Origin of the sequence: Streptomyces sp. BPTC-684 (genome assembly GCF_030028635.1) — a bacterium.
GTDB lineage: Bacteria > Actinomycetota > Actinomycetes > Streptomycetales > Streptomycetaceae > Streptomyces > Streptomyces noboritoensis.
The window spans coordinates 3810334-3836536 of sequence record NZ_CP124863.1 but is presented as its reverse complement, the minus strand read 5'-3'; the positions used below and the strand labels follow the sequence as shown (position 1 = coordinate 3836536).

General features: G+C 72.5%; 20 protein-coding genes. 8 read left to right on the top strand and 12 right to left on the bottom strand.

From position 1 onward, the window contains the following. Window positions 1-47 precede the first annotated feature (47 nt). The 5 genes from manA to QIY60_RS16995 form a co-directional block, all read right to left on the bottom strand. Window positions 48-1214, bottom strand: coding sequence for a mannose-6-phosphate isomerase, class I (gene manA, locus QIY60_RS17015; protein ID WP_283143216.1), 1167 nt, complete (start codon window positions 1212-1214; stop codon window positions 48-50). A gap of 163 nt (window positions 1215-1377) precedes the next feature. Beyond that, window positions 1378-2520: an SIS domain-containing protein gene (locus tag QIY60_RS17010; RefSeq protein ID WP_283143215.1), complete on the bottom strand. Its 1143-nt coding sequence runs from the start codon at window positions 2518-2520 to the stop codon at window positions 1378-1380. Between the two features lie 99 nt (window positions 2521-2619). Further along, window positions 2620-2802 carry a Trm112 family protein gene (locus tag QIY60_RS17005; RefSeq protein ID WP_067159781.1) on the bottom strand — a complete coding sequence of 61 codons (183 nt, stop codon included), beginning with the start codon at window positions 2800-2802 and terminating at the stop codon, window positions 2620-2622. 216 nt (window positions 2803-3018) lie between these two features. After that, window positions 3019-4380 (bottom strand): phosphomannomutase/phosphoglucomutase, encoded by a 1362-nt coding sequence (locus tag QIY60_RS17000; protein WP_283143214.1) that lies wholly within the window; start codon window positions 4378-4380, stop codon window positions 3019-3021. Between the two features lie 260 nt (window positions 4381-4640). Further along, entirely contained in the window at window positions 4641-5060 is a 420-nt protein-coding gene (locus tag QIY60_RS16995) for a DUF3499 domain-containing protein (RefSeq protein WP_283143213.1), read from the bottom strand. A 273-nt stretch (window positions 5061-5333) separates the two neighbouring features. Here QIY60_RS16995 and QIY60_RS16990 point away from each other — a divergent pair, with 273 nt between their 5' ends. Beyond that, entirely contained in the window at window positions 5334-5804 is a 471-nt protein-coding gene (locus QIY60_RS16990) for a metallopeptidase family protein (protein ID WP_283143212.1), read from the top strand. Window positions 5805-5837: 33 nt separating this feature from the next. Here the strand turns inward: QIY60_RS16990 and QIY60_RS16985 are convergent, their stop codons facing one another. From QIY60_RS16985 to QIY60_RS16975, 3 genes are all read right to left on the bottom strand, one after another. Further along, window positions 5838-7409, bottom strand: a complete 1572-nt coding sequence (locus QIY60_RS16985) for a DUF5719 family protein (protein WP_283143211.1) — start codon at window positions 7407-7409, stop codon at window positions 5838-5840. Further along, window positions 7406-11125, bottom strand: coding sequence for a glycosyltransferase (locus tag QIY60_RS16980; RefSeq protein WP_283143210.1), 3720 nt, complete (start codon window positions 11123-11125; stop codon window positions 7406-7408). Before QIY60_RS16980 ends, QIY60_RS16985 begins: the two co-directional genes overlap by 4 nt. 188 nt (window positions 11126-11313) lie before the next feature. Next, window positions 11314-11577, bottom strand: coding sequence for a WhiB family transcriptional regulator (locus QIY60_RS16975; RefSeq protein WP_067159810.1), 264 nt, complete (start codon window positions 11575-11577; stop codon window positions 11314-11316). Between the two features lie 666 nt (window positions 11578-12243). Between QIY60_RS16975 and QIY60_RS16970 the strand changes: the two genes are divergently transcribed. From QIY60_RS16970 to QIY60_RS16960, 3 genes are read left to right on the top strand one after another with little or no spacing between them, the layout of a single operon-like run. Continuing rightward, on the top strand, window positions 12244-12744 hold the full coding sequence (locus QIY60_RS16970; protein ID WP_283143209.1) for a cysteine dioxygenase family protein: 501 nt from the start codon (window positions 12244-12246) through the stop codon (window positions 12742-12744). A 12-nt stretch (window positions 12745-12756) separates the two neighbouring features. Then, window positions 12757-13713, top strand: coding sequence for a 2-phospho-L-lactate transferase (gene cofD, locus QIY60_RS16965; RefSeq protein ID WP_283143208.1), 957 nt, complete (start codon window positions 12757-12759; stop codon window positions 13711-13713). Further along, window positions 13710-15029, top strand: a complete 1320-nt coding sequence (locus QIY60_RS16960) for a coenzyme F420-0:L-glutamate ligase (protein ID WP_283143207.1) — start codon at window positions 13710-13712, stop codon at window positions 15027-15029. Before cofD ends, QIY60_RS16960 begins: the two co-directional genes overlap by 4 nt. Window positions 15030-15170: 141 nt before the next feature. On the opposite strand, the gene QIY60_RS16955 is transcribed toward QIY60_RS16960, so the two are convergent. From QIY60_RS16955 to QIY60_RS16945, 3 genes are all read right to left on the bottom strand, one after another. Then, complete coding sequence (locus tag QIY60_RS16955; RefSeq protein ID WP_283143206.1) at window positions 15171-16172, bottom strand: DNA-3-methyladenine glycosylase 2 family protein; 1002 nt, start codon at window positions 16170-16172, stop codon at window positions 15171-15173. A gap of 323 nt (window positions 16173-16495) precedes the next feature. Continuing rightward, the gene (locus QIY60_RS16950; protein ID WP_283143205.1) at window positions 16496-17578 is read right to left on the bottom strand and encodes an NDP-sugar synthase; all 1083 of its coding nucleotides are present in this window, start codon (window positions 17576-17578) and stop codon (window positions 16496-16498) included. A 105-nt stretch (window positions 17579-17683) separates the two neighbouring features. After that, on the bottom strand, window positions 17684-18934 hold the full coding sequence (locus QIY60_RS16945; protein WP_283143204.1) for a peptidoglycan recognition protein: 1251 nt from the start codon (window positions 18932-18934) through the stop codon (window positions 17684-17686). Between the two features lie 128 nt (window positions 18935-19062). Between QIY60_RS16945 and QIY60_RS16940 the strand changes: the two genes are divergently transcribed. From QIY60_RS16940 to QIY60_RS16925, 4 genes are all read left to right on the top strand, one after another. After that, window positions 19063-19815, top strand: coding sequence for a TIGR03089 family protein (locus QIY60_RS16940; protein ID WP_283143203.1), 753 nt, complete (start codon window positions 19063-19065; stop codon window positions 19813-19815). 196 nt (window positions 19816-20011) lie between these two features. Beyond that, window positions 20012-21325 (top strand): LCP family protein, encoded by a 1314-nt coding sequence (locus tag QIY60_RS16935; RefSeq protein ID WP_283143202.1) that lies wholly within the window; start codon window positions 20012-20014, stop codon window positions 21323-21325. A 219-nt stretch (window positions 21326-21544) separates the two neighbouring features. After that, on the top strand, window positions 21545-23257 hold the full coding sequence (locus QIY60_RS16930) for an LCP family protein (protein ID WP_283143201.1): 1713 nt from the start codon (window positions 21545-21547) through the stop codon (window positions 23255-23257). 103 nt (window positions 23258-23360) lie between these two features. Further along, on the top strand, window positions 23361-25079 hold the full coding sequence (locus QIY60_RS16925; RefSeq protein ID WP_283143200.1) for an LCP family protein: 1719 nt from the start codon (window positions 23361-23363) through the stop codon (window positions 25077-25079). A 78-nt stretch (window positions 25080-25157) separates the two neighbouring features. Here QIY60_RS16925 and QIY60_RS16920 read toward each other — a convergent pair whose 3' ends face one another. Next, on the bottom strand, window positions 25158-26168 hold the full coding sequence (locus QIY60_RS16920) for a glycosyltransferase family 2 protein (protein WP_283143199.1): 1011 nt from the start codon (window positions 26166-26168) through the stop codon (window positions 25158-25160). Window positions 26169-26203 lie beyond the last annotated feature (35 nt).

Sequence of the window (26203 nt, the reverse complement as noted above, 5' to 3'; positions counted from 1 at the left end):
CGGTGTCGCGGCCGCCCGGTGCCGCCATACGGCCGCACATTGTTGCATCAGGCCACGACGGTGGCGCGAAAAGCAGTGCCCGTTCCGGACAGTTCGGCCTTTTCGCCCGCCCGGACGAAGGCCGCTTGGCCCGGGGCGAGTCGCAGGTCACCGAGCTCCACCGCACCCGCCGTGCACAGGACGATCTGCGGGGTCCCCGCGGTCAGGTCCGTCGGAGCCGCGCCCTCCGCGCGCACGAAACGGGACAGGCGGAACTCGTCGATCGGGGTGTCGTAGAGCTCTTCGCCCGTCTCCGACGCCTCGGGGCGCAGCACGCCCGGGTCGTTGGCCTCGAAACGGACGACCCGGAGGAGTTCGGGGACGTCCACGTGCTTCGGGGTCAGACCGCAGCGGAGCACGTTGTCCGAGTTGGCCATGATCTCCACGCCCATGCCGCTCAGATACGCGTGCGGGACGCCGGCACCGAGGAACAGGGCCTCACCGGGCTGGAGTTGGACGTAATGGAGAAGCATGGCCGCGATGACGCCGGGGTCGCCCGGGAAGTGGTGGGCGAGCGAGGCGTAGGCCCGGTAGGCGTCGTCGCCGAGGCGCTCGCAGGCGGCCGCGGTCTCGGTCACCGTCGCCGCCATCTCCTGCGGATCGGCGGTCAGTACGGCCGTCAGGACCTCGCGCAGCGCCGCCTCTTCGGGGTGGGCGTGCAGGAGGTCCACGTACGGCTTGAGGGAGTCCACCTCGAGCGCGGCGAGAACTTCCGCGGATTCTTCCGGAGCCCGGAACCCGCACAGGCCTTCGAACGTTGTCAAGGCACAGATCAGTTCGGGCTTGTAATTGGCGTCCTTGTAATTGCGGTGCGGGGCGCCGAGCGGAACGCCCGCGCTTTCCTCGTCCGCGTAACCCCGCTGCGCCTGGGCGAGATTGGGATGCACCTGAAGCGAGAGGGGGGCGCCTGCCGCCAACAATTTGAGAAGAAAAGGAAGACGGGGGCCGAATTTGGCGACGGCCGCGTCACCGAGCTCCGCCGTCGGGTCCGCTGCGATGACGTCGGAGAGCGGAGTCCCGCCCGCACCTCGGTCGATACGGGACGGGGCGCCCGGATGCGCACCCATCCACATCTCGGCCTGGGGCTCGCCGGTGGGGGCGGTGCCGAGGAGTTCCGGGATCAACGTCGTGGAGCCCCAGGCGTAGGGGCGCACGGTGTTGGCGAGACGGTCCATGGTTCGCGTGGTCTCTTTCGCGTGGTCTCGTACGGGTTCGGTCGCCGCGTGCCCCGGCAGCCGCAGCAACTGTCGCAGCTGTCGGCCATCGGTCACCGGTGTCCTCGGTCGCTGATGTCCTCGGTCACCGGCCGCGTCGGCATCGGGCTGCACCGGCGGTGTCCTACGTCGGGGGCGGCGTCGATGCGAGGGCGAGGTATGCGGTCGCGAAGTCCGTGAGGGCGAGGAGTTCCGCCAGGCACTCCAGCTCCGTGCCCTCCTCCGGCTCCAGTTCGCTGATCTGCGCCTCGTGGCTCAGAGCGAGTTCGCGCGCGGCCGGGGCGGCGGAGAGGCCGCCCGCCGGGCGGTCGCGCAGCAGGACGACCCGGGCGTGCAGCGCCGCGGGCTCGTCCACCCGGTCGCGGAAGAAGTCGTCCGGGTCGGCGCCCTCCCCGAGCGAGCCCGCGAGCAGGATGCCGTGCGACGCCAGCGTCTCCGGCAGCTCGCCGGCGAGCGCGGGACGGCCCGCGAGCTCGGCCAGTACGGTCGCGAAGCGGCGGCCCGCCGGGGCGGCGCCCTCGCCCTCCGTCCAGACAAGGGGGAGCGAGTCGGCGAGTTCCGTCGCGAGGGTCTTCGCCGGGTTGCTGTACGTGGCGATAGCCGGGCCGCAGCGTTCCGCGGTGCGGTCGAGGCGGTCGGCGATCTTCTCCAGCGTCTCCGGAGGCGCGGCGGTCAACCCCAGGCGGTCGAGCAGGGCGAGGATGGGGGTGAACAGGGCCCACAGCGCGCTCGGGGAGGCGGCCGGGGTCGACCCGTCCTCGTACAGCTCGTGCGGGGCCGTCGCCAGCGGCACCACCAGGCCGTGCACCCCGTCGACGGCCTCGGAGAGCGGGGAGCCCTTCGGGGCGACGGCCACGACCGTGCAGCCTCGGCGGTAGGCCTGCTCCGCCAGGAGCGCCAGGCCGGGCTCGCTGCCGTCCGTCGTGGTGATGAGCAGGAGGTCGACCGAGCCCGCCCAACCCGGGAGGTTCCAGCGCAGGGCGCCCGCCGCGGCGGCCACCCCGGTCGAGACGAGCCGGGCGACCGGCGCGGAGGCTCCGGCCAGCGCCGTGACCAGGTCGGCCACGCCCTCGGCCGCGGTGCCGGGGCCCGCGACGAGCACGGCCCGGGGGCGGCCCTCGGGCTGCAGCTCCGTGATGCCCGCCTCGACGGCGTGCCGGGCGGCGGTACGGACGCGGGCGCCGGCTTCGGCGGCTCCGCGCAGCAGACCGCGGCGGTCCGCGCGGGCCAGGGCTTCCGGCGCGTCGAGCAGCGACTCATCGAGCATGTGCGGCGGCCTCCGGGGCGATCGGGGTTCCGGGTCACTCGGGTTCCCGGCTGGTGCGCCGGGCGGGGTCCGCGGGACGGGGGCCCGCGTGGGGCGGGGTTACGCCGGGCGGCGGGCCTCGTCCACGAGGAGTACGGGGATGCCGTCGCGGACCGGGTACGCAAGGCCGCAGTCCGCGCCGGTGCAGACCAGCTCGGGCGTCTCCTCGGCCGTGGCGTCCTTGAGCGGGGCGTGGCACGCGGGGCAGGCGAGGATGTCGAGGAGGCCGGCTTCGAGCGGCATGGGGGTCCTTCCGAGAACGTCTTCGTCGTCTTCGTATACGTGGATCGGGTGCCTGGATCAGGCCTTGTCACCCTACCGCCGGGGTGCGGTGCGGGCTTCCCGGGTGGCATGGCCGGACCGGTGGCGGCGGACGCCGGACACCGGCCCGCGAGGCCGCCGGGACCGGGCCCGGCGGCCTCGCGGGCGGGACCCGGGCCCCGGCCGTGTGGTGCGGGACTACGCCCGTACCAGCGCCAGGACTTCGTCGCGCAGTTTGGCCATGGTGGGTTCGTCGCGTGCCTCGACGTTCAGCCGCAGGAGGGGCTCGGTGTTGGAGGGGCGCAGGTTGAACCACCAGTCGGCGGTGGAGACGGTGAGGCCGTCCAGTTCGTCCGTGGTGACGCCCTGCCGCGTCGCGAAGGCCGCGCGGACCGCCTCCGTGCGGGCGGCCTGGTCGGTCACCGTCGAGTTGATCTCGCCCGAGCCCGTGTAGCGGTCGTAGGCCGCCAGCAGACGCGAGAGCGGGGCCTTCTGGGTGCCCAGGGCCGCCAGGACGTGCAGGGCGGCGAGCATGCCGGTGTCGGCGTTCCAGAAGTCCTTGAAGTAGTAGTGCGCGGAGTGCTCACCGCCGAAGACCGCGCCCGAGCGCGCCATCTCCTGCTTGATGAACGAATGGCCCACCCGGGTACGGACCGGGGTGCCGCCGTTCTCACGGACGACCTCCGCCACCGACCAGGACGTGATCAGGTTGTGGATCACCGTGCCGCCCGGGTGCCTGGCCAGCTCACGGGCCGCCACCAGCGCGGTGACGGCGGACGGGGAGACGCCCTCGCCGCGCTCGTCGACCACGAAGCAGCGGTCGGCGTCGCCGTCGAAGGCGATGCCCAGGTCGGCGCCCTCGGCACGGACCCGCTCCTGGAGGTCGACGATGTTGGCCGGGTCCAGGGGGTTGGCCTCGTGGTTGGGGAAGGTGCCGTCGAGCTCGAAGTACATCGGTACCAACGTCAGCGGCAGACCGTCGAAGACGGTGGGGACGGTGTGGCCGCCCATACCGTTGCCCGCATCCACGACCACCTTGAGAGGGCGGATGCCGGAAACGTCGACCAGCGACTTGAGGTGCGCGGCGTAGTCCACGAGCGTGTCGCGCTCATCCAGCGTGCCGAGCCTCGCCGCCGCTTCCGGGGCGCCCGCCTGCGACCAGGCCTCGACCAGGGCCCGGATGTCCGCCAGGCCCGTGTCCTGGCCCACCGGGGCGGCACCCGCACGGCACAGCTTGATGCCGTTGTACTGAGCCGGATTGTGAGACGCCGTGAACATGGCACCGGGCAGGTCCAGCTTCCCCGACGCGTAGTACAACTGATCCGTCGAACACAGGCCGATCAACGTGACATCCGCGCCCTGACGGGCCGCACCGCGCGCGAACGCCGCCGACAGACCAGGCGAGGAGGGGCGCATGTCGTGCCCGACCACGATCGCGTCAGCACCCACCACCCGCACGAACGCCGCCCCGAACAGCTCGGCCAGCGACTCGTCCCACTGATCCGGCACCACCCCGCGGACGTCGTACGCCTTCACGATCTGCGACAGATCAGCAGCCACGGCCCAACCCTTCTGAAGTCACCTGCGGAGACATGCGGCCCCCTGGACCGAGGCTACCGGCTGGGGATGTCAGGGCTGCGGTGCCTGTGGATAACGCGGGGTCTGACACGGGGGCTGTGGAGAACGCGAGGCTTGTGGAGGACTCCGGAGCGGTCGGCCCGCGAGGGTCGGGGGCGGCACGCATGAGGGGCGGGGCCCGTACGCCCTGCTCATGCCCACGTGCCCGGCTCCCATCCGATGCGACCGACCCGCTCGGCCCCTCAGGGCTCCGGGGAGCGCAGCACTCGGAGGTGGCCTCGGCGGGCGACCTCCATGGGGTCGGCCGTGCGGGCGCCGCCGGCTTCGGCGGCGCGTTCGTGGGGGCGGGCCGCTTCCCGTACCGCGTTGGCAAGCGCTTCCAGGTCGTCGCCGCTGGGGCGGCTCGGAGCGGACGCGTCGGTGAGGCGGACGACCTCCCAGCCGCGGGGCGCGGTGAGGCGCTCGCTGTGCTCGGCGCACAGGTCGTAGCAGTGGGGCTCGGCGTAGGTGGCGAGCGGGCCGAGGACTGCGGTCGAGTCCGCGTAGACGTACGTCAGTGTCGCGACGGCAGGGCGGCCGCACGCAGTGCGCGAACAGCGACGTACAGGGCTCACGACGTTGGACGGTACCGCACTCTTGAGCGGGCCGCGACGACTCTCCACCGGGTCACTCCACCGTGTCGCGGTGTGAGCTCGGGCACAGCGGCCCCGTGAGTAACTGGGCTGACCTGCACGGGAAGAGGGCCGCACGGTCTGTGACAGGACTGTTCACGTTCCGTACTTGGGAATCTTCCGGTCAAACGACGCGAAAACCACTGTCACGCATGGGCGGGTAATCGCTCTCAAGCGAGAGGGAAACGGTCATCCCGCGACATGCCGCGGAACGGGCCGCCGCCGCGATCGCACGGCGCTCCGGAGGGCTACGCTGCGTCAGTGATGGACAGTTCCAGTTCCGGCATCGGCACCGGCCCCGACTCCGTACCAACCGGCCCGCGGCCCCGCCGCCGCGACCGGCACGGGAGGGGCATGCGCGGACCCGTGGCCCCGCCCCAGGTGCCGCTCTCGGCGAGCCGCGCGGAGAGCTTCCGCGATCTGGTGCGGGACTCGGTGGAGCGGCTGGAGCGGCGTTGGCCACAGCTGGCCGACGTCGACTTCCTCGTCTCCGACGTGCCGCTGCCCGAGTCCGACGAGGACGGGTGGAGCGACGAGGCCGTGCCGCTGGGGCGCGCGCTGCCCGCCTCCAAGGACTCGCCCGCGCGGATCATCGTCTACCGCAGGCCCGTCGAGATCCGCACCAAGAGCCGGGACGAGCGGGCCCTGCTCGTCCACGAGGTCGTGGTCGAGCAGGTCGCCGAACTCCTCGGTCTCGCACCGGAGTCGGTCGATCCCCGCTACGGACAGGACTGATACGGACAGGACTGAACAGAACCGGATCCGACCTCAGTCGTCCAGTACCGACAGATCCTGCTCCGCCGCCGGGACCGCCACCGTCCCCTTGTCGTCGGGGAGCGTCTGCACGGTGAACATCGGAATGCCGTCCTGCGGCAGCGCCAGCGTCCGGGAGGCGTAGACCGGGCCGCTGCCCGGCTGGGTCTCGACCGTCAGCGCGTACGAGCCCTTGAGCCCGGACGGGACCGGCGGCTCCACCGCCAGCGTGGTGCCGGCCTTCACGGTGTACGTCTTGGTCTGCGGCTCGCCGCCCTCGGTGCCGGGCGACGCGGTGACCTTGACCGTGGCGGCGGCGGTCGGCGCGGTGAACGCCAGCGTCGAGCCCTTGGCCCGGTTGTCGGCGGCCGTGGACCGGTCACCGACCGCCGCGGTGGCCGGAATGTATGCGGTCTCCTGCTTGTCACCCGTTCCGCGCACTACGCGCAGCGCCGCAACGATGGGCGTTTTTCCGCCATCCGAAGTCGGGGCGAGCAACAGGGAACCCGCCTCACCCCTCGTAACGTTCTTCAGATCAAAGGACGCCGTCATCCCCGACTTCACGTGGACGGTGTCCAGACCAGCAGGGGTGAAGCTGCCGCTCGCACCGGCGAGGCGCACCTTGAGATCGGCGTCGTCGGCGCCCTTGGCGTACACCACCAGGCGTACGTCGGTGGCGTCGCCCGGGATGCCCGGGATGACCTGGCTCGCCGCCGGGTCGGCCGACGCGGACAGCCAGTCCGCGCCCGCCTTCGCGTCCGATGCCTGCACGACCGCCCCGACCCGGCCGGAGCGGGTCGTGACGTGAACGGTCAGGTCATCGGCCGCCGCCGAGGTCAACGTTGACAACAGAACAGGGACGCTGGATTTCGCGGGGACCGTAATGCCCTCCCCCACCTCCGACTTGATGACGCCGTCCTTGCCGAACAGCTCGATGTCGGCGACCGCCGCGGTGTCGTCGGGGTTGGTCAGATGGACGTAGTCCTGACGGGTCTTGGCGGTGGAGGCGCCGGGGAACCAGAAGTCGGTGTCGGGTTCGGTGCAGCGGGTGCCGAGCACCGCGCGCGTGTCGCCCGCCGAGACCACCGTGGTCTGCTGCACCGCCCAGCCGGGTGCGAGCGGGCCGTCGGCGGACCCGGCGAGCGCGGGTGCGTCGGAGCCGTCGGCCGTGGCCGACGCGGGCTTGCCGGGCTCCTTGAGGGTGATGACCGCCTTGTCGGGGTCGGGCTTCTCGGGGGTCTTCCCCTTCTTGCCCTTCTTGTCCTTGTCCGCCTTGTCGGTGGACTTGGCGGGGGTGCCGTCGGTGAGCGGGGTGACGGCGGGCTTCAGCACGGCGCTGCCGGCCGCGCCCGCCTTGGCGCCCGCGTCGCCGCTGCCCTTCGGGGTGTACGCGGTGTACGTGGTCTCCGCCAGGTCGGACAGGCTGGGCGCCGGGCACAGCAGGCTGGAGCGCTCCACGGGCAGCCGTGCCGGACCCTTCCCGTCGGCCTTCGCCGAGTCGCCGCCGGGCGCCGTGACGGCGGCGAAGCCGGTGACTGCGGCGAGGGCGACGGCGGCCGCGATCAGGGAGGGGGTGCTGCGGTTCACTGGTTGCTCCCGTCGGGGCGGTGCGGCTGCTCGGTGTCATGGTCCTGGCCGTCACGGCTCTGGCCGGGGATGCGGCCGTCCCCGCCCTGCCCCTGGCCCGGAGCGCCGGGATCCTGCTCGCCGCCGTAGCCATAGCCGTACGGGTCGTACGCGGGCTCCTGCGGCGGGTACTGCTGCTGTTGGTACGGGTCGTACTGCTGGTACTGCTGCTGGTACGGGTCGTACTGCTGCTGCGGGTACTCGCCGTTGGTGTACGCCGTCTGGTCCCACTGTCCGTAGGACTGCTGCTGCGGCACCTCGGCGTACTGGGCGGTCGCGTACGGGTCGTGCTCGGGGGCCGTGGGCGCGGTGGCCGGCGGGGGCGGGAAGTCCTGGCCGGCCGGGCCATCGGGCTCCGCGGACGGCTCGGCGCCGGCCGCCTCGGCCTCCGCCTGGGCGCGCAGGCGGCGGGCCCTGCGGCCCTCGCCGTCCCGGGCCGGGGGCAGCACCGGCTGCTCCTCCTCGGGCAGGTCGTCGTCGATCCGGCGGCGTCGGCCCGGCAGGGCGAGCACGACGAGCACCAGGGCGAGGAGCGACTGGGTCCAGATCCACGCGGTGTGGGTGAAGGGGGCGTCGTAGGTGACGTCCAGGCGGCCGCCGTCGGCGGGGAGTTGGAAGCCCTGGGCCCAGCCGTCGACGGTGGTCTTCTTCAGCGGCTTGCCGTCGAGGGTCGCGGTCCAGCCGGGTGCGGCCCGGTCGGCGATCCGCAGGACGCGGTCCACCGGACCGGCCGGGATCTTGGTGTGGACGTCGACCGGGTCGGCGGCGACGGCCACCGGCTCGGCGGCGCCCGACTGCGCCGAGCCCGACTGGGCGCCCGCGGGGGCGGTGGGCGGCACGATGACGGCGCGGGCGACCTGCCGGTCGACCCGCCACAGCGCGCTGCCGTCGAGCTGGCTCAGCCGGCTGAGGCCGGGGGTGGTGTCCAGGACCCGGCCGAAGGCGCGCGGCGCTCCGTCGCGTACCAGTACGTAGCGCACGGCGAAGCCGCTGAGCTGGGACGACTGGTCGGCGCCGGAGCCGGCGACCAGGTTGGCGACGACCTTGTCCAGGCGCGGGTCGCTGCCGCCGGAGGCGGCGAGTTCGGCGTCGCCGAGGCGGCCGCCGGAGCCGCGGACCAGGGTGTAGGAGACCTTGGCGGCCGAGGTGCCGTCCAGGACGAGGGTGCGGGCCTGGTCGCGGGTGCCGCTCTCCTCCGCGACGAACGCGGGTACCTGCACCGGGTCGCGGCGCTCCAGCGGGCCGTCGGCGCCGCTCAGCATCCAGCCGCCCGCCGCGATCAGCGGAGCGGCCGCGGCGGCCAGGGCGATCAGCGCGGCGACCGGCTGGCGCCAGCCGAAGCCGTGGGCGGCGACGCGCTCCTTGGCGCCCTCGGCGCCGAGTACGGCGGCGGCGATCAGGGCGAGGCCGTGGACGAGGGTGGCCGGGCCCGCCCAGCCCTTGTTGTTGGAGAGGGCGGCGAAGAGGAAGCCGGTGAGGGCGACGGCCCAGGCGGTGCGGATCGCGAACTCCCGCTCGCCGCGCAGCAGTGCGGCGAGCGCGGCCAGTACGAAGCCGATGAGGAGCAGTCCGCCGACCGTCTTGGGGCCGCCGGGGCTCGCGCCGAGCAGGTCGAGCGCGGAGGCCGAGCCCGTGCCGTACTCCAGACCGGCCTCGCGGAAGAAGCCGGACGGGCCGGTGAGCAGGGTCAGCGACCAGGGGGCGAGGATCAGGAGGGGGGTGCCGACGGCGGCGAGGAAGCGCAGTCCGTGGGCGGTGATGTCGTCGCGGCGCAGCACCAGGACGACGGCTCCGAGGAGTACGGCGAGGGGCCAGACGGCGGGGGTGAACGCCATGGCGACGGTGAGCAGCAGCGCGTACGTCCAGGTGCTCCGCCAGCTGCCGCGGCCCTCGCCGCGGAACCCTGCGGCGGTGATGCCCGCGCGGGCGATCAGCGGCAGGAGTACGGCGAGGACGGCGGTGCCCAGGCGGCCGGTGGCGAGGGCGCCGGTGGCGGCGGGCAGGAAGGCGTAGGCGACGGCCGCCCAGGCGCGCAGCAGGCGCGACTCGACGAGGGGCCGCGAGGCGAAGTAGGCGGTGAGTCCGGCCAGCGGGACCGAGCAGACGAGGAGGAGGGTGAGGGCGAAGCCGGTGGAGCCGAAGCAGAGGGCGGAGAGGGCGGCGATGGCCGCGAGGTAGGGCGGGGCGGTCTGGGTGCCGCCGGTGCCGACGGGGTGCCAGGCGTCCGCGTAGCGGCCCCACAGGTCGCCGACGCCCGAGGGCGCGGGCAGCAGGGCGCCGCCGGAGAGGGCGTCGCCGCCGATCAGTTCGCGGCAGGCGGCCAGCGAGATCAGCAGGAGCAGGGCGAACAGGACGGGCGCGGGCTTGCGGGCGATCTTCTTCAGCCGCGCGAACTGCTCGATCTCCAGGAAGTCGGCGTCGTCGCCGCCGGGGCCGGACTCGACGGCGCCGTGCCGGGAGCCGCCGGTGTCCTCGGTGCCCGCGCCGAGGCCGGCGGCGACCTGCTCGACGGTGGCGCGGACGGTGGCGCCGGGCGGCGGGAAGAGCGGCCGCAGCTCGCTCGCCTCCACCCCGCTCTTGCCGCGCCTGCGCCGTCCGGCGAGGATCCGGCCGGGCCGCAGCAGGGTCGCGGACAGGCCCATGATCTCGTCGACTGCCTGGCCGGGCGCCTTGCCCAGCAGATAGGCGAGGGTGCGCAGCACGGTGCCGACGACGATGCGCAGGAAGACGTAGGGCAGTGCGGCGGGGCGCGAGTTGACGAGCATCGTGTAGACGGCGCCCGCCTTGTCGACCCGGTGCGGGTCGACGGCGGAGCGGCCGGCGCAGTCGACGGTGCGGCGCTCGCGGGCGGCGGCCTCGGCGTGCCGTACGACGGCTTCGGGGGCGACGAGGACGGAGTGCCCGGCGGCGTGGGCGCGCCAGCACAGGTCGACGTCGTCGCGCATCAGCGGCAGCCGCCGGTCGAAGCCGCCGAGCTCCTCCCACACATCGCGGCGGATCAGCATGCCGGCGGAGGACACGGACAGGACCGGGCGGACCTGGTCGTGCTGGCCCTGGTCCTGCTCGCGGCGGTCGAGGCCCGTCCAGCGGCGGCCACTGCGGGCGATGGAGACGCCCACTTCGAGCAGCTGCTTGCGGTCGTACCAGCCGCGCAGTTTGGGGCCGACGATCGCGGCGTAGGCGTCGGAGTCGGCGACGCGCAGCAGTTCGGCGAGGGCGTCGGGCGCGGGAGCGCAGTCGTCGTGCAGCAGCCAGAGCCACTGGACGGGCTCGCCGTGCGGCAGTTCGGGCAGGTCGTAGGTGTCGTCGCGCCAGCTGCGCGAGACGGGGTCCCAGCCGCTGGGGCGCTTCAGGTACGGGAGCTCTTCCGGGCCGAGCACCCCCGCGGAGCGGACGGCCTCGTCGACGGCGGCGCCGAAGCCGGTGCGGCGCGCGAGGTGCAGGACGCGGTCGGCGCCCAGGGCCTCGGTGACCAGGCGGGCGGAGTCGTCGGCGCTGCCGGTGTCGGCCGCGTACGCGCTCTGTACGGGGCGCTCCTGGCCGAGCAGGCCGGCGAGGGCGTCGGGCAGCCAGCGCGCGCCGTCGTGCGAGACGAGCACGGCGGTGACGACGTGTCTGGGGAACTCGGGGGTCGCGGCCTCGGAGTACGGGGCCGTCGACTGGCTGTGCACGGACATCGAGGTACGGGCCCCTCCGGCCGGGGTCCGGGGGTTGGGGGCCCCGGAGGCTGCTGTGCTGACTGGCAGCGCCCCACACTAATGGCTGGGGAACACGGCAGTCCGCCGCCTGCGGGGGCCGGGTGGAGCCGGAGGGCGTCCGGACAGGGCCCGTAGGGGGTCCGGAGGGGGCAAAGGCCCCGAAAAAACTAGACCGCCGCCTTCTTCAGGCGGCGGCGCTCACGTTCGGACAGTCCGCCCCAGATGCCGAATCGTTCGTCATTCGCGAGGGCGTATTCGAGGCACTCGGAGCGGACTTCACAGGCGAGGCAGACCTTCTTGGCCTCCCGGGTGGAGCCGCCCTTCTCGGGAAAGAAGGACTCGGGGTCGGTCTGGGCGCACAGCGCGCGCTCCTGCCAGCCGAGTTCTTCGTCCACATCGTCGACCAGCAGCTCCTGGAACACCTCGGTCATGTGCACCCCTCGTCTGTCTTTGCTGCCCCGTGATGCTGCCGCTACCGATTTCGGGCGAACGACACGAGTGAAATTACAAGTGTGCGGATCCGGGCCAGTCAAGCCGAGATCTGCTATTGGGCCCCGTATTCACTCTGCGGAACCAAGGCTATACGGAAAGTGTTCAAATCGGCAAAAACCATGACACATGCCAATGGCCCAATCACCCTTCCCTCACCTGCCCAGAGAAGACGAGCCGAATATCGATCTTGTTGCGTCCGGGTGGCGGAAGCGACTGGGATCACAGTCCGGTCACGAGAGCACGACGGCGTTTGCGCGCACGGTTGCAGCGCCACATCTCCGGCGGCGACTCTGCACAAACCTTTCTCCGCATGCGGTAACCGGATGAGGTGAAACATTACGGCCAAATCGGGTATTGAGTTGACAGCCGGGCTCTTCTTGGTCACCTTTGACTGCATGCCAGCGACCACAGCGCTCTTCGCGACCCACGTCCGTGGGTTCCGCAGCGCTGTCCAGGCGCGCTGTTGCTGTTCCAGCTGTTGATGCCGTAGCGCTCCAGCCCTCTCCGCGTCCTTGCCGGCCTTCGGGCCCCTCGCGCATCCGCGCGCACGCCTTTGCGACACCCCGCACAGCTTCCTGAGTTTCTGCCGAGGAACCACCGCATCCATGAACAGCGACAGCGACCTTCAGATCGCCGGCGACATCCTCGAGGTCCTGCACCTCCTCCAGCCCGCCCGCGAGCACCCGAGCACCGTCGCCGACTTCGTCGGCCTGGCCCGCTCCCTCGCGGCCGACCCCACCCAGTGGGAGCCGCTCGTCCAGTACGACGCGACCAGCCGCTGGTACCACCGGCTGCGCACCGGGCCGGGCTACGAGGTCTGGCTGCTGTCCTGGGTGCCCGGGCAGCGCAGCGGGCTGCACGACCACGGCGCCTCCTCGGGCGTACTGACCGTGCTCCAGGGCGAGTTGACCGAGCGCACCGAGCGCGGCACCCGCAGGCTCGACGCCGGGTCGCAGCGCGTCTTCGCGCCCGGATACGTCCACGAGGTCGCCAACGACTCCCTGGAACCGGCCGTCAGCCTGCACATCTACTACCCGGGCCTGACCGACATGCCCATGCACGCCAGCCAGTCCACAGCCGCCGCCACCGATGTCGTACCCGCCTGACACACTCTGTACATGCGCATTGTGGTTCTGGCCGGCGGCATCGGCGGTGCCCGTTTCCTGCGCGGCCTCAAAAAGGCCGCGCCGGACGCGGACATCACGGTGGTCGGCAACACCGGTGACGACATCCATCTGTTCGGGCTGAAGGTCTGCCCCGACCTCGACACGGTGATGTACACCCTGGGCGGTGGCATCAACGAGGAGCAGGGCTGGGGCAGGACCGACGAGTCCTTCCACGTCAAGGAGGAGCTCGCGGCGTACGGGGTGGGACCCGAGTGGTTCGGCCTGGGCGACCGCGACTTCGCGACCCACATCGTCCGTACGCAGATGCTCGGCGCGGGCTATCCGCTGAGCGCGGTGACGGAGGCGCTCTGCGACCGCTGGCAGCCGGGCGTCCGGCTGATCCCGATGTCCGACGACCGGGTCGAGACGCACGTCGCGGTCGAGGCGGACGGGGAGCGGAAGGTCATCCACTTCCAGGAGTACTGGGTGAAGCTGCGGGCGTCGCTGGACGCGACGGCCGTGGTGCCGGTCGGGGCCGACCAGGCCAAGCCCGCGCCCGGCGTCCTGGAGGCCATCGCGGCCGCCGACGTGATCCTCTTCCCGCCGTCCAACCCGGTCGTCAGCGTCGGCACCATCCTGGCCGTGCCCGGCATCCGCGAGGCGATCGCCGAGGCGGGCGTTCCGGTGGTCGGGCTCTCCCCGATCGTCGGGGGCGCGCCGGTGCGGGGCATGGCGGACAAGGTGCTGGCCGCCGTCGGCGTCGAGTCGACGGCCGCGGCGGTCGCCGAGCACTACGGGTCGGGGCTGCTCGACGGCTGGCTGGTCGACACGGCCGACGAGGCCGCCGTGGACCGGGTCGAGGCGGCGGGCATCCGCTGCCGCGCGGTCCCGCTGATGATGACGGACCTGGACGCGACGGCGGCGATGGCCCGCGAGGCGCTGACGCTGGCCGAGGAGGTGCGCGCATGACCACCGAATCCGCGAACACCCCTCCCTCGTACCGGGTACGGGCCGTCGGCGGCATACCGGAGGTGCGGGCCGGGGACGACCTCGCGAAGCTCATCGCGGGAGCCGCGCCCGACCTCGTCGACGGGGACGTCCTGCTGGTCACCTCGAAGATCGTCTCCAAGGCGGAGGGGCGGATCGTCGAGGCGGCCGACCGGGAGGCCGCGATCGACGCCGAGACGGTACGGGTGGTGGCCCGGCGCGGCGCCCTGCGCATCGTCGAGAACCGGCAGGGCCTGGTCATGGCCGCCGCCGGGGTGGACGCCTCCAACACCCCCGCCGGGACCGTGCTGTTGCTGCCCGAGGACCCCGACGCCTCGGCCGAGGCGATCCGGTCCGGGATCCGGGCCGCGCTCGGCGTCGAGGTGGGCGTCCTGGTCACGGACACCTTCGGGCGGCCGTGGCGCGCCGGGCTCACCGACGTGGCGATCGGCGCCGCGGGCGTCCGCGTCCTCGACGACCTGCGCGGCGGCACGGACACGCACGGCAACGAGCTCAACGCGACCGTCGTGGCCAGCGCCGACGAACTGGCCGCCGCGGGCGACCTGGTGAAGGGCAAGGCCACCGGCTTCCCCGTCGCGGTGGTCAGCGGACTGGGGCACCTGGTCTCGGCGGACGCCGAGGGCGGCACCCGGGCGCTGGTGCGGGGCGCGGCCGACGACATGTTCCGCCTTGGCACCTCGGAGGCGATACGGACGGCGGTGACCCAGCGGCGTACGGTCCGCGCGTTCACCGACGACCCCGTGGACCCGGGCGCGGTGCGCCGCGCGGTCGCCGCCGCCGTCACGGCTCCGGCGCCGCACCACACCACGCCCTGGCGGTTCGTGCTGCTGGAGTCCGAGGAGTCCCGGGTGCGGCTCCTCGACGCGATGCGGGACGCGTGGATATCCGACCTGCGGCGGGACGGCAAGTCCGAGGAGTTCATCGCCAAGCGGGTGCGCCGGGGCCAAGTCCTGCGCGACGCGCCGTACTTGGTGGTGCCGTGCCTGGTGATGGACGGCTCGCACAGCTACGGCGACCCGCGCCGGGACGCGGCCGAGCGCGAGATGTTCGTGGTCGCCACGGGCGCAGGCGTGCAGAACTTCCTGGTGGCGCTGGCGGGCGAGCGGCTCGGCTCGGCGTGGGTGTCGTCCACGATGTTCTGCCGCGAGGTCGTACGGGAGGTCCTCGGCCTGCCCGACAGCTGGGACCCGATGGGCGCGGTGGCCGTCGGGCGCCCGGCCGAGGCGCCGAAGGAGCGGCCGGGGCGGGACGCTGACGCGTTCGTCGAGGTGCGGTGACGGCAGAGAAGGCGGGGCGCGGGGCGTTCGGGCTGCGTCGGGTTGTCGCGCGGCCGCGGGCCGTCCTGGGCTGAGCGCGCAGTTCCCCGCGCCCCCAGGGGGTGGTGGTTGCCGCGAATGTCGCCGCGGCGGGGCGGTTCTCTACAGCGCGCCGATGTTGCGCGGTGACATCCGGGGCGCTCGGCGGGGCGGGGTCAGGCCGCTGAGGAGGATCAGCCGGGTGGCGCGGTGGCGCTGGCCCGCGTACGGGGCGAGGAGCTCCAGCATCGCGGCGTCGTCGGCGGTGCGGTCGCCGGCCAGGGCGTAGCCGACGATGCCCGGCAGATGGAGGTCCCCGACCGTGACCAGGTCGGGGGCGCCCATCGCGCGCTGGAGGGTCTCGGCGCTGGTCCAGGGGCCGATGCCGGGGACTAGGTGGAGCCGGGCCGCGGCGTCCTCCGGGGGCAGTGCGGCGGCCTCCTCCAGACGGCGGGCCACGCGTGCGGCGCGCAGGATCGTGGCCGAGCGCTTGGCGTCGACGCCCGCGCGGTGCCACTCCCAGGACGGGATCCGGGCCCAGGTCCCGGGGTCGGGCATGACGTACATGTGGTCGGGCATGTGGGCCGGGCCCGGGGCGGGCTCGCCGTACTTGCGCACCAGCAGCCGCCAGGCGCGGTACGCCTCGTCCGCGGTGACCTTCTGCTCCAGGATCGTGGGGATCAGCGACTCCAGGACCAGGCCGGTCCGGGTCAGGCGCAGGCCGGGGCGGCGGCGGGCGGACTCGGCGACGAGGCGGTGCCGGGGGGCGAACTCCTCCGGGTCGTCCGCGTCCCCGAGGAGCGCCGGGAGGTGCCCGAGCAGCCACTCGGCGCCCGGGCCCCACGCCTCGGCCTCCGCGCGGGCGTCGCGCAGCGCGACTCTGAGGGTGCCGGGGCCGTCGGGGGTGCGGGAGGCTCGCCATGCCGAGCCGTCGGGGGTGGTGCGGAAGGTGGGGTCTGCGGGGCCCCTTCGCAGGGGGCCCATGACCAGGCCCAGGTCCAGGGGGCCGGGTGGGGTGTAGTGGCGCGTGCCCGTGCGTGGGGGCTGGGTGGGGGTGGGTATGTGGAGGTGGCCGCCGCGCACGGTGGTGCGGGTGGGGGTACGGGGGTTGAAGCGGCCGGCCACGCTTCCGAGACTACTGGGCCTTTTCCCCACCCCGCCCCTTCCCTAAAGCCCTCTGGCGGGCGGCCGGGGGCTTCGCCCCTGGACCCGTGTTCGTCTGCGGGTCGGTGGGGGCTGGTCGCGCAGTTCCCCGCGCCCCTTACGGGCGCTGGTCGCGCCCACGCGGCGGAGCCGCAAATGTCACAGCCCCGCGCCCCTGAAATGCTCGGCTTCGCCGTCGCCCTCGCCCTTCCCCGTACCCCCTAGGGGCGCGGGGAACTGCGCGACCAGCCACAGACGCCCTGTAGACGAACGGCGTCCGCAGCCCGGGGGCCGCAGGCCCCCGCCTACTCGTCCGACGAGAAGCGGAGTGACGCCCCCGGGATCACCGCGTCGCACCACACCCGTACCCCGTCGCGCAGCTCGTTGTCCGGGCCCACGTTCGCGCCGTCGCCCACGACCGCCCCGGCCAGCACGGAGCGCGCCCCGATCACCGCGCCCGCGCCGATCAGCGAGTCCGTGATCACCGCGCCCGGCTCGACCACCGCGTCCGCCAGGACCGTGCTGCCGAAGATGCGGGCGCCCGCGCCGATCACGGCGCGCTCGCCGACCACCGTGCCGCCGGTGAGCTTCGCGTCCGGGGCCACCGTGGCGCCGGGCAGGACGAGGCGGTCGCCGCAGCGGCCCGGGACCGCCGGGGACGGGGCGCGGCCCAGGACCAGGTCGGCCGAGCCCCGGACGAAGGCCTGCGGGGTGCCCAGGTCCAGCCAGTACGTGGAGTCCACCATGCCCTGGAGGTGGGCGCCCGACGACAGGAGGCCCGGGAACGTCTCCCGCTCCACCGACACCGGGCGGCCCGCCGGGATCTCGTCGATCACCGAGCGGCGGAAGACGTACGCCCCCGCGTTGATCTGGTCGGTGACGATCTCCTCGGGGGTCTGGGGCTTCTCCAGGAAGGCCTGGACCCGGCCTTCCGCATCCGTGGGGACCAGGCCGAACGCACGAGGGTCCGGCACCCGCGTCAGGTGGAGGGAGACGTCCGCGCCCGACGACGCGTGCGTGTCGACCAGGGCCCTGATGTCCAGGCCCGTCAGGATGTCGCCGTTGAAGATCAGCACGGGGTCGTCCGGCCCCGAGCGCAGCCGCGACGCCACGTTCCTGATCGCGCCGCCGGTGCCCAGCGGCTCCACCTCCGTCACGTACTCCAGGTGCAGCCCGAGCTCCGAGCCGTCGCCGAAGTACGGTTCGAAGACCTCGGCCAGATAGGACGTCGCCAGCACGATGTGCTCCACGCCCGCCGCCCGCGCCCGGGCCAGCTGGTGGGTGAGGAACGGGACGCCCGCCGCCGGGATCATCGGCTTGGGCGTGTGCACCGTGAGCGGGCGCAGCCTGGTGCCCTTGCCGCCGACCAGGAGGATCGCTTCAGTCACCTGTCGTCTCTGCTTCCTGCTGGGGCCGGGCGGAATCGATCGTTCAACTACGGCCGGCCAGTTTATGCAGACGGTTCGCGCCCGGTCGGTACGCCCCCGCCCCGGTCAGCGCCGGCCCTGGAGCCGGGCCGAGGACGACCGGGCCTTGCCGAGCTTCTTGTAGAGGCGCGTCCCCGGGCACTCGGTGGCGAAGCCGTCCCGGTGTCCGGAGATGATGTTGAGCCTGACGCTTCGCCCCTTCCCGTAGAGGTTCCCGCCTGCCGATGTGAGATGCGTGGTGCCCGTCGGATCCACCCCGTACAGCCCGAGCTTCCAGGCCGTCAGCCGGGCGATGGCGTCGAGGGCGGCGGCGGACGGGTTGGTCGAGGTGTACGTTCCGAGGACCGCGACGCCCATGGAGTCGGTGTTGAAACCGAGAGTGTGCGCCCCGAGGACCGGCTTGGCCACACCTCCCGCGCGGCCTTCGTAGATGTTGCCGCACTTGTCGACGGCGAAGTTGTAGCCGATGTCGCGCCAGCCGCTGCTGCGGACGTGGTAGCGGTAGATACTGCGCAGCACGGAGGCCGCCTGCGAGCAGCGGTAGTTGTTGCCGGACGCCGTGTGGTGCACGAAGGCGGCCTTGATCTTGCCGGTGTAGACGTAACCGGGCTCGCGCAGCTGCTCGTCGGCGCCCCAGCCGTGGCGCGTGATGATGCGCGGGCGCGGGCCGATGTACGGGCGGGCCGCCGCCCACGCGCCGGACGCCAGGGCCCGGTCCCGCACCGGCTCGGCGCCGTCCTCCCGCTCCGCCTCGTCCACCGCCCCCACCCCGTCCGGGTCCGCGCCCGGGTCGACCAGGTCGATGTGCAGGCCCCGGGGCAGCGCGCCCGCCATCGCCCGGTCCGCCCCGGCCGCCTCCGGCCGTACGCGCACCTCGACGCCGTCCGAACGGCCCACCCACAGCGGGGCGGTGGAGCCGTGGACGCGCGCGGCGCCGTACTCGGCGGTGCCGGGGTCGGGGGCGTGCTCCTGGTTGCGGGTGTCGACGTCCTGCCAGCCGGACCAGGCGCGGGAGCCGACGGGCCGGGTGCGCACCTGGACGGTGCCGTGGAGTTCGGCCTTCGCGTCGTCCCAGACCACGCCGAGCAGGGAGAAGGGTGCGGTGTTCCGCTCCGGCAGCCCCTGGGCGGGGGCGGCGCCCAGCGTCCGGTCGGTCGCTCCCAGCGGGGCGAGCGGCAGCGACTGGGTGGAGCCCGCCAGTTCGGCGGACGAGGAGGACGACGGGGTAGTGGCCGCGGCGTCCGCGGACGCCGCGAGCGGCAGGGCGAGCGCGGTGGCGCACGCGACCGAGATCGAGGATGCAAGGAGTGCACGCATGCTGACAATCGTTGACATAAGCATATTAATCTGTCCATCTCGGAACTGACGGTCCGTCGGCCGAACCGGTGTACGCGGACGGCGCTCTCCCCGGGCGCGCCCCGCGCCCCCACCCGTACGCTTGCCGCGTGAACGCCAGCGACCGCACCCCCGCCGACCTGCTGCGATCCGCGCTCGCCGCGGACCCGGCCCGCCCCCTGGTCACCTTCTACGACGACGCCACCGGCGAACGCGTGGAACTCTCGGTGGCCACCTTCGCCAATTGGGTGGCCAAGACCGCCAATCTGCTCCAGGGCGACCTCGCCGCCGCGCCCGGCGACCGGCTCGCGCTGCTGCTGCCCGCGCACTGGCAGAGCGCCGTCTGGCTGCTCGCCTGCCACTCGGTCGGCGTGGTCGCCGAGGTCGGCGGCGACCCGGCGGGCGCCGACCTGGTAGTGGCGGGCCCGGACGCACTGGACGCGGCCCGCGCCTGCTCCGGCGAGCGGGTGGCGCTCGCGCTGCGCCCGCTCGGCGGCCGCTTCCCGCAGCCGCCCGCCGGGTTCCAGGACTACGCGGTCGAGGTGCCGGGCCAGGGCGACCGGTTCGCACCGTTCGCCCCGGTCGACCCCGAGGAGCCCGCGCTCGTTGTGGGCGGCGCCGAGCTGAGCGCGGCCGACCTCGTGGAGCGCGCCCGCGCCGATGCCGCGGCCCTGGGCCTTGAGCCCGGCTCGCGGCTGCTGTCGGCGCTCCCGTACGACAGCTGGGAGGGGCTGGCGCGCGGCCTGTACGCGCCGCTGGCCTCCGGCGGCTCGGTGGTGCTCTGCCGCAACCTCGGCCAACTGGCCGCCGGCGGCCTGGAGAAGCGGATCGAGAGCGAGCGGGTCACGCACCGGGCGGTGTGACGGGCGCGGGCCGTCGCGCGCACCCGGTACGACCATCGCCCCGGCACCACCCTTGTGGCCCACAGCGGGCCGAGTCCCTCGGGCTCCGGGCGCGACTGAGGTGGATGATCGTCGGTACGCCACACAACCAAGCGCGCGCGACGACCGTCTACCGGGGTGCCCCGGCGGCTTTCCGCCCGCCGCCGACCCGTGAAGGATGGACGCCGACGTGACCGACAGCCCGCCCCCCGCGCCCGACCACCGGGCCGAGGACGAGCCACGACCGGACACGCCGACACCGCAGGGACCGGCCGGGCCCACGGAATCCGACGCGCCCGGCGAGCAGCCCGACGCGCCCGGACCGGCCGAAGGCGGGCCCGACGCGCCCGCCGGCCGCAACGCCCGTCACCACTGGCTGCGTTGGACCGCCGTCGGCGTGTCGTTGCTCGTGCTCGCCGCCGCCGGCACCGGCTGGTGGTTCTACAACAAGCTCGACAACAACATCCGCACCGACACCACGGCCGCCGCCGAGCTGGAGCGCTACGAGAAGGAGCGCCCCCCGCCCGGCGCGGACAACGCGCAGAACCTGCTGCTCATCGGCTCGGACTCGCGCGCGGGCAGCAACAGCGCGTACGGGCGCGACGACGGCGGGAGCCAGCGCTCGGACACCACGATCCTGCTGCACCTGGCGGCGGACCGGAAGTCCGCGACCGCGGTCTCGCTGCCGCGCGACCTGATGGCGGACGTCCCGGACTGCCTCAAGCAGGACGGCACCCGCACCAGGGCCCAATTCGCCCAGTTCAACGAGGCGTTCGAGGTCGGCGGCGCCGCCTGCACCATCCGTACGGTGGAGAAGCTCACCGGGATCCGGGTCGACCACCACATGGTCGTCGACTTCAGCGGCTTCAAGGACATGGTGGACGCGGTCGACGGCGTCGAGGTCTGCCTCAAGCAGCCGGTGGACGACCGGCAGGCGCATCTGAAACTCCCCGCCGGCCGCCAGACGCTCCACGGCGAGCAGGCGCTGGGATTCGTCCGCGCCCGGCACGGCTTCGGCGACGGCAGCGACACCGAGCGCATGGACCGCCAGCAGCAGTTCCTCGGCTCGCTGGTGCGCAAGGTGCAGAGCAACGGCGTGCTGCTCAATCCGACCCGGCTCTATCCGGTGCTGGACGCGATGACGAAGTCGCTGACCACCGACCCCGGGCTGAATTCCCTGAAGGACCTGTACGACCTGGTGCGCGGGATGCGCGGAATCCCGACCGACAAGGTGCAGTTCCTCACCGTGCCGCGCAGGCCGTACACGTACGACACCAACCGCGACGAGCTGGTCCAGCCGGCCGCGCGGGTGCTGTTCCAGCAGCTGAGGGACGACCGGCCGCTCAAGGTGGCACCGGCCCGGACCACGGAGACGGGGACGCCCGAGGGGGCGGACGGCTCGCCGTCGGACGACAAGCCCGACGACCCCGCTTCCCCCAGCCCGGCGCCGACGTACCCGGGTTCGAATGCCGCCGTCGGCATGTGCGGGTAAAGCGTGTGTCAACGGAGAACAGACGGCGATGCGGATTGGGTGGATTGCCCGGTTGTAAGGGGCGTGGAATTTGTCACGGCCGTCGCTCTTCGCTCAACTGGGCAGATAGTGTGACGCGACCCGTGCTTGTGGCCACCGTGGCCAGGCACTGCAGGATCGAATGACTGAGCGCTTTGGGGGAAGTGACTCGAGTGGCACCGACGGAGGACTAAGGCAACCGTGGATGCGCAGAGCCGTGGGCGGGCAGAAGAAGTCGACCCGGCAGACCAGTGGGTGCTCAACCCGCAGACGGGCAATTACGAATTGCGACTGAATCCCTCCGGACCGCAGTCGTCCCCGTCGGCAGGCACTCCCCCGCGCAGAACCACGGCCCCCGGCAGAGGCGGCCCGTCCCGTCGTGACGTCCCCGGCCAGCGCGACAACCGCCGCACGGGCAGCGCCCAGGACGGTTCCCCGGCAGCTCCCGGCCGGCGCAAGCGCAAGCCCAAGGCGTCCCGCAAGAAGAAGGCGCTGGTGTGGACGGGCGGTGTGCTGGGGTTCGTCCTCGTCGCGGGCTCGACCGGCGCGTACCTGCTCTACCAGCACTTCAACAACAACCTGAACACCGTCGACGTCGGTGACGCGGGCAGCAAGCACGCCACCTCGGACGGGCCGGTCAACATCCTGATCATCGGTACGGACAAGCGCACCGGCAAGGGCAACGAGGGGTACGGCGACAAGGGCAGCGAGGGCCACGCCGACACCAACATCCTCTTCCACGTCTCCAAGGACCGGACGAACGCGACCGCCCTGTCCATCCCGCGCGACCTGGTCACCAACATCCCCGAGTGCCCGACCAAGCAGAAGGACGGCACCACCAAGACGGTGCGGTCCGAGGCGAACGTGCGCTTCAACACCAGCCTGGGCCAGGACGGCCGCGACCCCGGCTGCACCATGCGTACGGTCAAGGCGCTCACCGGGCTCAGCGTCGACCACTTCATGATGGCCGACTTCAACGCGGTCAAGGAGCTGTCGACGGCCGTCGGCGGCGTCAAGGTGTGCCTGGCCAAGCCGGTGAACGACCCCAAGTCGCACCTCAAGCTCCCGGCCGGCGTCTCCAAGATCAAGGGCGAGCAGGCCCTCGCGTTCGTACGGACCCGGCACAGCTTCGGCAACGAGAGCGACCTGGACCGCATCAAACAGCAGCAGCAGTTCCTGAGTTCGATGATGCGGCAGATGAAGTCCGACGCGACGCTGAGCAGTCCGACCAAGATGTACGGGCTCGCGAACGCGGCGACCAAGGCGCTCACCGTCGACTCGGGCATAGGGTCGATCAAGAAGCTGACCAGCCTCGCGCAGGACCTCAGCAAGGTCGACCTGAAGAACGTCACCTTCACGACCGTTCCGGTCATCGACAATCCGGCGGACGGCCCGGTGCACAAGACCGTCGTCGTCGACCCGGTCAAGGCGCCGCAGGTGTTCAGCATGATGCGCTCGGACGTGTCCTTCACCGAGGTGAAGAAGAAGGAGAACGAGGCCAAGGACGCCCAGGCGGCGCTCCTCAAGGGCACCCGCGCCCAGGCGTCCGCCGTGCGCGTCCAGGTGCTCAACGGCGGCGCGCTGGCGGGCTCCGCCTCCCAGACGCTGCTGTGGCTGCAGAACAGCAAGGGCGTGCTGAAGTCGGACAACGGCGGCAACGCCCCGGCGAAGCTGAAGGCCACCACGCTGGCGTACGCGCCCAACCAGGCCGACCAGGCCCGTAAGCTCGCCGATCTGATGGGTCTGCCCGCCAGTGCGCTGAAGCCCGGGACGCAGGACGCGGTGGGCAAGGCGCCGATGGTGCTCACCCTCGGCGAGGACTTCAAGGGCGCCGGGGTTCCGATCGCCGCTCCGGCCAAGGCGCCCGAAGGAATTCAGAAGGTGGAAGCGGACAAGTCGGTGTGCGCCAAGTGACGCGCGTACGCAACTGATGCGTACGCAACCGACGTGTGCCAAGTGACGACAGGTCTCCGGCCCTTAGCGGGCACGGGGACCACCTGAGACAGGGGGTATTGGGGTGGGGCAGAACAGCGTGCGCGGGGAGGGAACGCGGCCGCGGCGCGTCCAAAAGGCCGATCAGCACGGCTGGGACGAGTCTCTGTACGGCGAGGAGGGGGGCGGCGGCAAGCCGCCCGCCCCGCGCTCCTCCGGCGACGGGCCGGGCGAGGGCAAGGGCGCACCCGGGAAGGCCACGGCCGCCGACGGCGGCGGGCACCGGCGCGGCGGTCCGCGCAAACGCGTGAAGAAGAAGAGCAAATGGCGCATATTGCGCTGGGCGGCCTTGACCCTCGCGCTGCTGATACTCGGGACGGCCGGCGCCGGTTACCTGTACTACCAGCACCTCAGCGGCAACATCCGCAAGGGCGACCGCAGCGCGGGCGGATCCAACGCCAAGAAGACCGCGGCCAACGCCGACGGCCAGACCCCGCTGAACGTCCTGCTGATCGGCTCCGACAGCCGCGCGGGCGACGAGAACGTCAAGCTCGGCGGCGCCCGGGACACCGCGAACGACCCGCCGCGGGCCGATGTGCAGATGCTGATGCACGTCTCCGCGGACCGCAAGAGCGCCTCGGTGATCTCCATTCCGCGCGACACCCGCGTCGACATCCCGGCGTGTGTGAACCCGAAGACCAAGAAGACGGAACCGGCCACCAACACCCTCATCAACGAGGCGCTGGCCCGGGGCGGCGCGGGCTGCGTCCTGGACACCTGGGAGAAGCTCACCGGGGTCTACATCGACCACTGGCTGATGGTCGACTTCGCGGGCGTGGTGTCGATGGCGGACGCGGTCGGCGGCGCCGAGGTGTGCGTCAAGCAGAACGTGTACGACGGGCCCAAGCCCAAGGTGCCGGGCGGCTCGCACCTGCGGCTGACCAAGGGCACCCACAAGGTCAAGGGCGAGCAGGCGCTCCAGTGGCTGCGCACCCGGCACGCCTTCTACAGCGACCTGGGCCGGTCCCAGGCCCAGCACATGTACATGAACTCGGTGATGCGCGAGCTGAAGAAGCAGAATGCTTTCACCAACACCGGGCGCATCATGAACCTGGCCGAGACGGCCACCAAGGCGCTCCAGGTCTCGCGTGAGCTCGGCACGCCCAAGAAGCTCTACGACCTCGGGATGGAGCTCAAGAGCGTGCCGATGGACCGGCTGAACATGCTCACCATGCCCCGGATCGAGGACCCCAAGAACAGGGAGCACGTGCTGCCGCAGCCGGGCGCCGCCGACGCGCTGTGGTCGCTGCTGCGCGAGGACAAGCCGCTCGACAAGAAGGACGACGGCCCGGCCAAGCCGGAGACCAAGGGCCCGGCGGCCACCCCGGCCGGATCGCTCGTGCTCAGCGTCGTCAACGGCACCGGCGTCAACGGCATGGCGCCCACCCAGAAGCGGGCGACCACGGTCGCCGACACCCTGAAGAACAAGGGCTTCTACAAGGCGAAGGCCTCCGACACCCGCGGCTCGGCCGCGGCCACCACGCTCACGTACCCCAAGAGCGCGGGCGCGCAGGGCAAGGCCGACGCGATGTCGGTGGCGGCCGCGATGGAACTGCCCTCCAGCGCGGTGAAGGTGTCCGCCGACGTCTCGACGCTGACCCTCACGGTCGGCGCGGACTGGCGCACCGGCGCCACGTACCCGAAGAAGGCCGCCCAGGACAACGACCCGCTGAAGGACACGGAGAACGTCAACGGCGCCAACAACTCGGACTGCATGGACGTGTACGCGCCCTACCGCTGGTAGTCGCGGGTCCCGCCTGCGCGAAAGGGGGCGCCCGGTGCTTCACAGCACCGGGCGCCCCCTTTTTTTCGTACGTGCTGATCAGACCTTGACCGCCGGGCGGCGGCTCGCGATGACCTTCTTGGCGAGCGCCTTCGGGCTGGTCAGGAAGCCGTAGCCCCAGGACATGTGCATGGTGGCGAGCGCCACCGGGATCTGCAGGCGGGCCTTGAGCGGCAGGCCCTTGCCCGCCGGGAGCGAGCCCGCCGCGATCGCGGCGAGGTAGCCGGCCGGGATCACGAAGCCCACCGGGGTGAGCGCCGCGCCCACCACGACGCCCGCAGCGATCGCGCAGACGGCGGTCGGCGGGGCGAGGTAGCGCAGGTTGATGGAGCCCTCGTGGTAGCGGGCGACGACGTGGCGCCAGCGGCCGTAGTCCTTGTACTGCTTGGCCAGGGCGCGCACGCTCGGGCGCGGGCGGTACTGGACCCTCAGCTCGGGCGAGAACCAGATGAGGCCGCCGGCCTCGCGGATGCGGAAGTTCAGCTCCCAGTCCTGGGCGCGGATGAACTCCTCGTTGTAGCCGCCCTGTTGCTCCAGGGCCTCGCGCCGGAAGACGCCCAAGTAGACCGTCTCGGCCGGGCCCGCCGCGCCGCCGGTGTGGAAGGCCGCGTTGCCGACGCCGATCTTCGACGTCATGGCGGCCGCGACCGCGTCCTCCCAGGCGTTCTCGCCCTCGGCGTGCATGATGCCGCCGACGTTCTGCGCGCCGGTCTCCTCCAGGAGGCGGACGGCGGTGGCGATGTAGTTCGGGGAGAGCATGCCGTGGCCGTCGACCCGTACCACGATCGGGTGACGGGAGGCCTTGATGGCCGCGTTCAGGGCCGCCGGCGTGCGCCCGGTGGGATTGGGGACGGTGTGAACCCTGGGATCCTCCTGTACCAGCTCGGCGGCGATCTCGTTCGTGCGGTCCGTGGACGGGCCGAGCGCGATCACCACCTCCATCTCGCCGTCGTACTCCTGTTCCAGGATGTGGCGGACCGAGTTGCGCAGATGCCGCTCCTCATTGAGGACCGGCATGATCACGGAAACAGCGGGGTGCGTGGCGTTCATCGTGGGTCACGTTACCGCGAACGGGGGACAGCGTT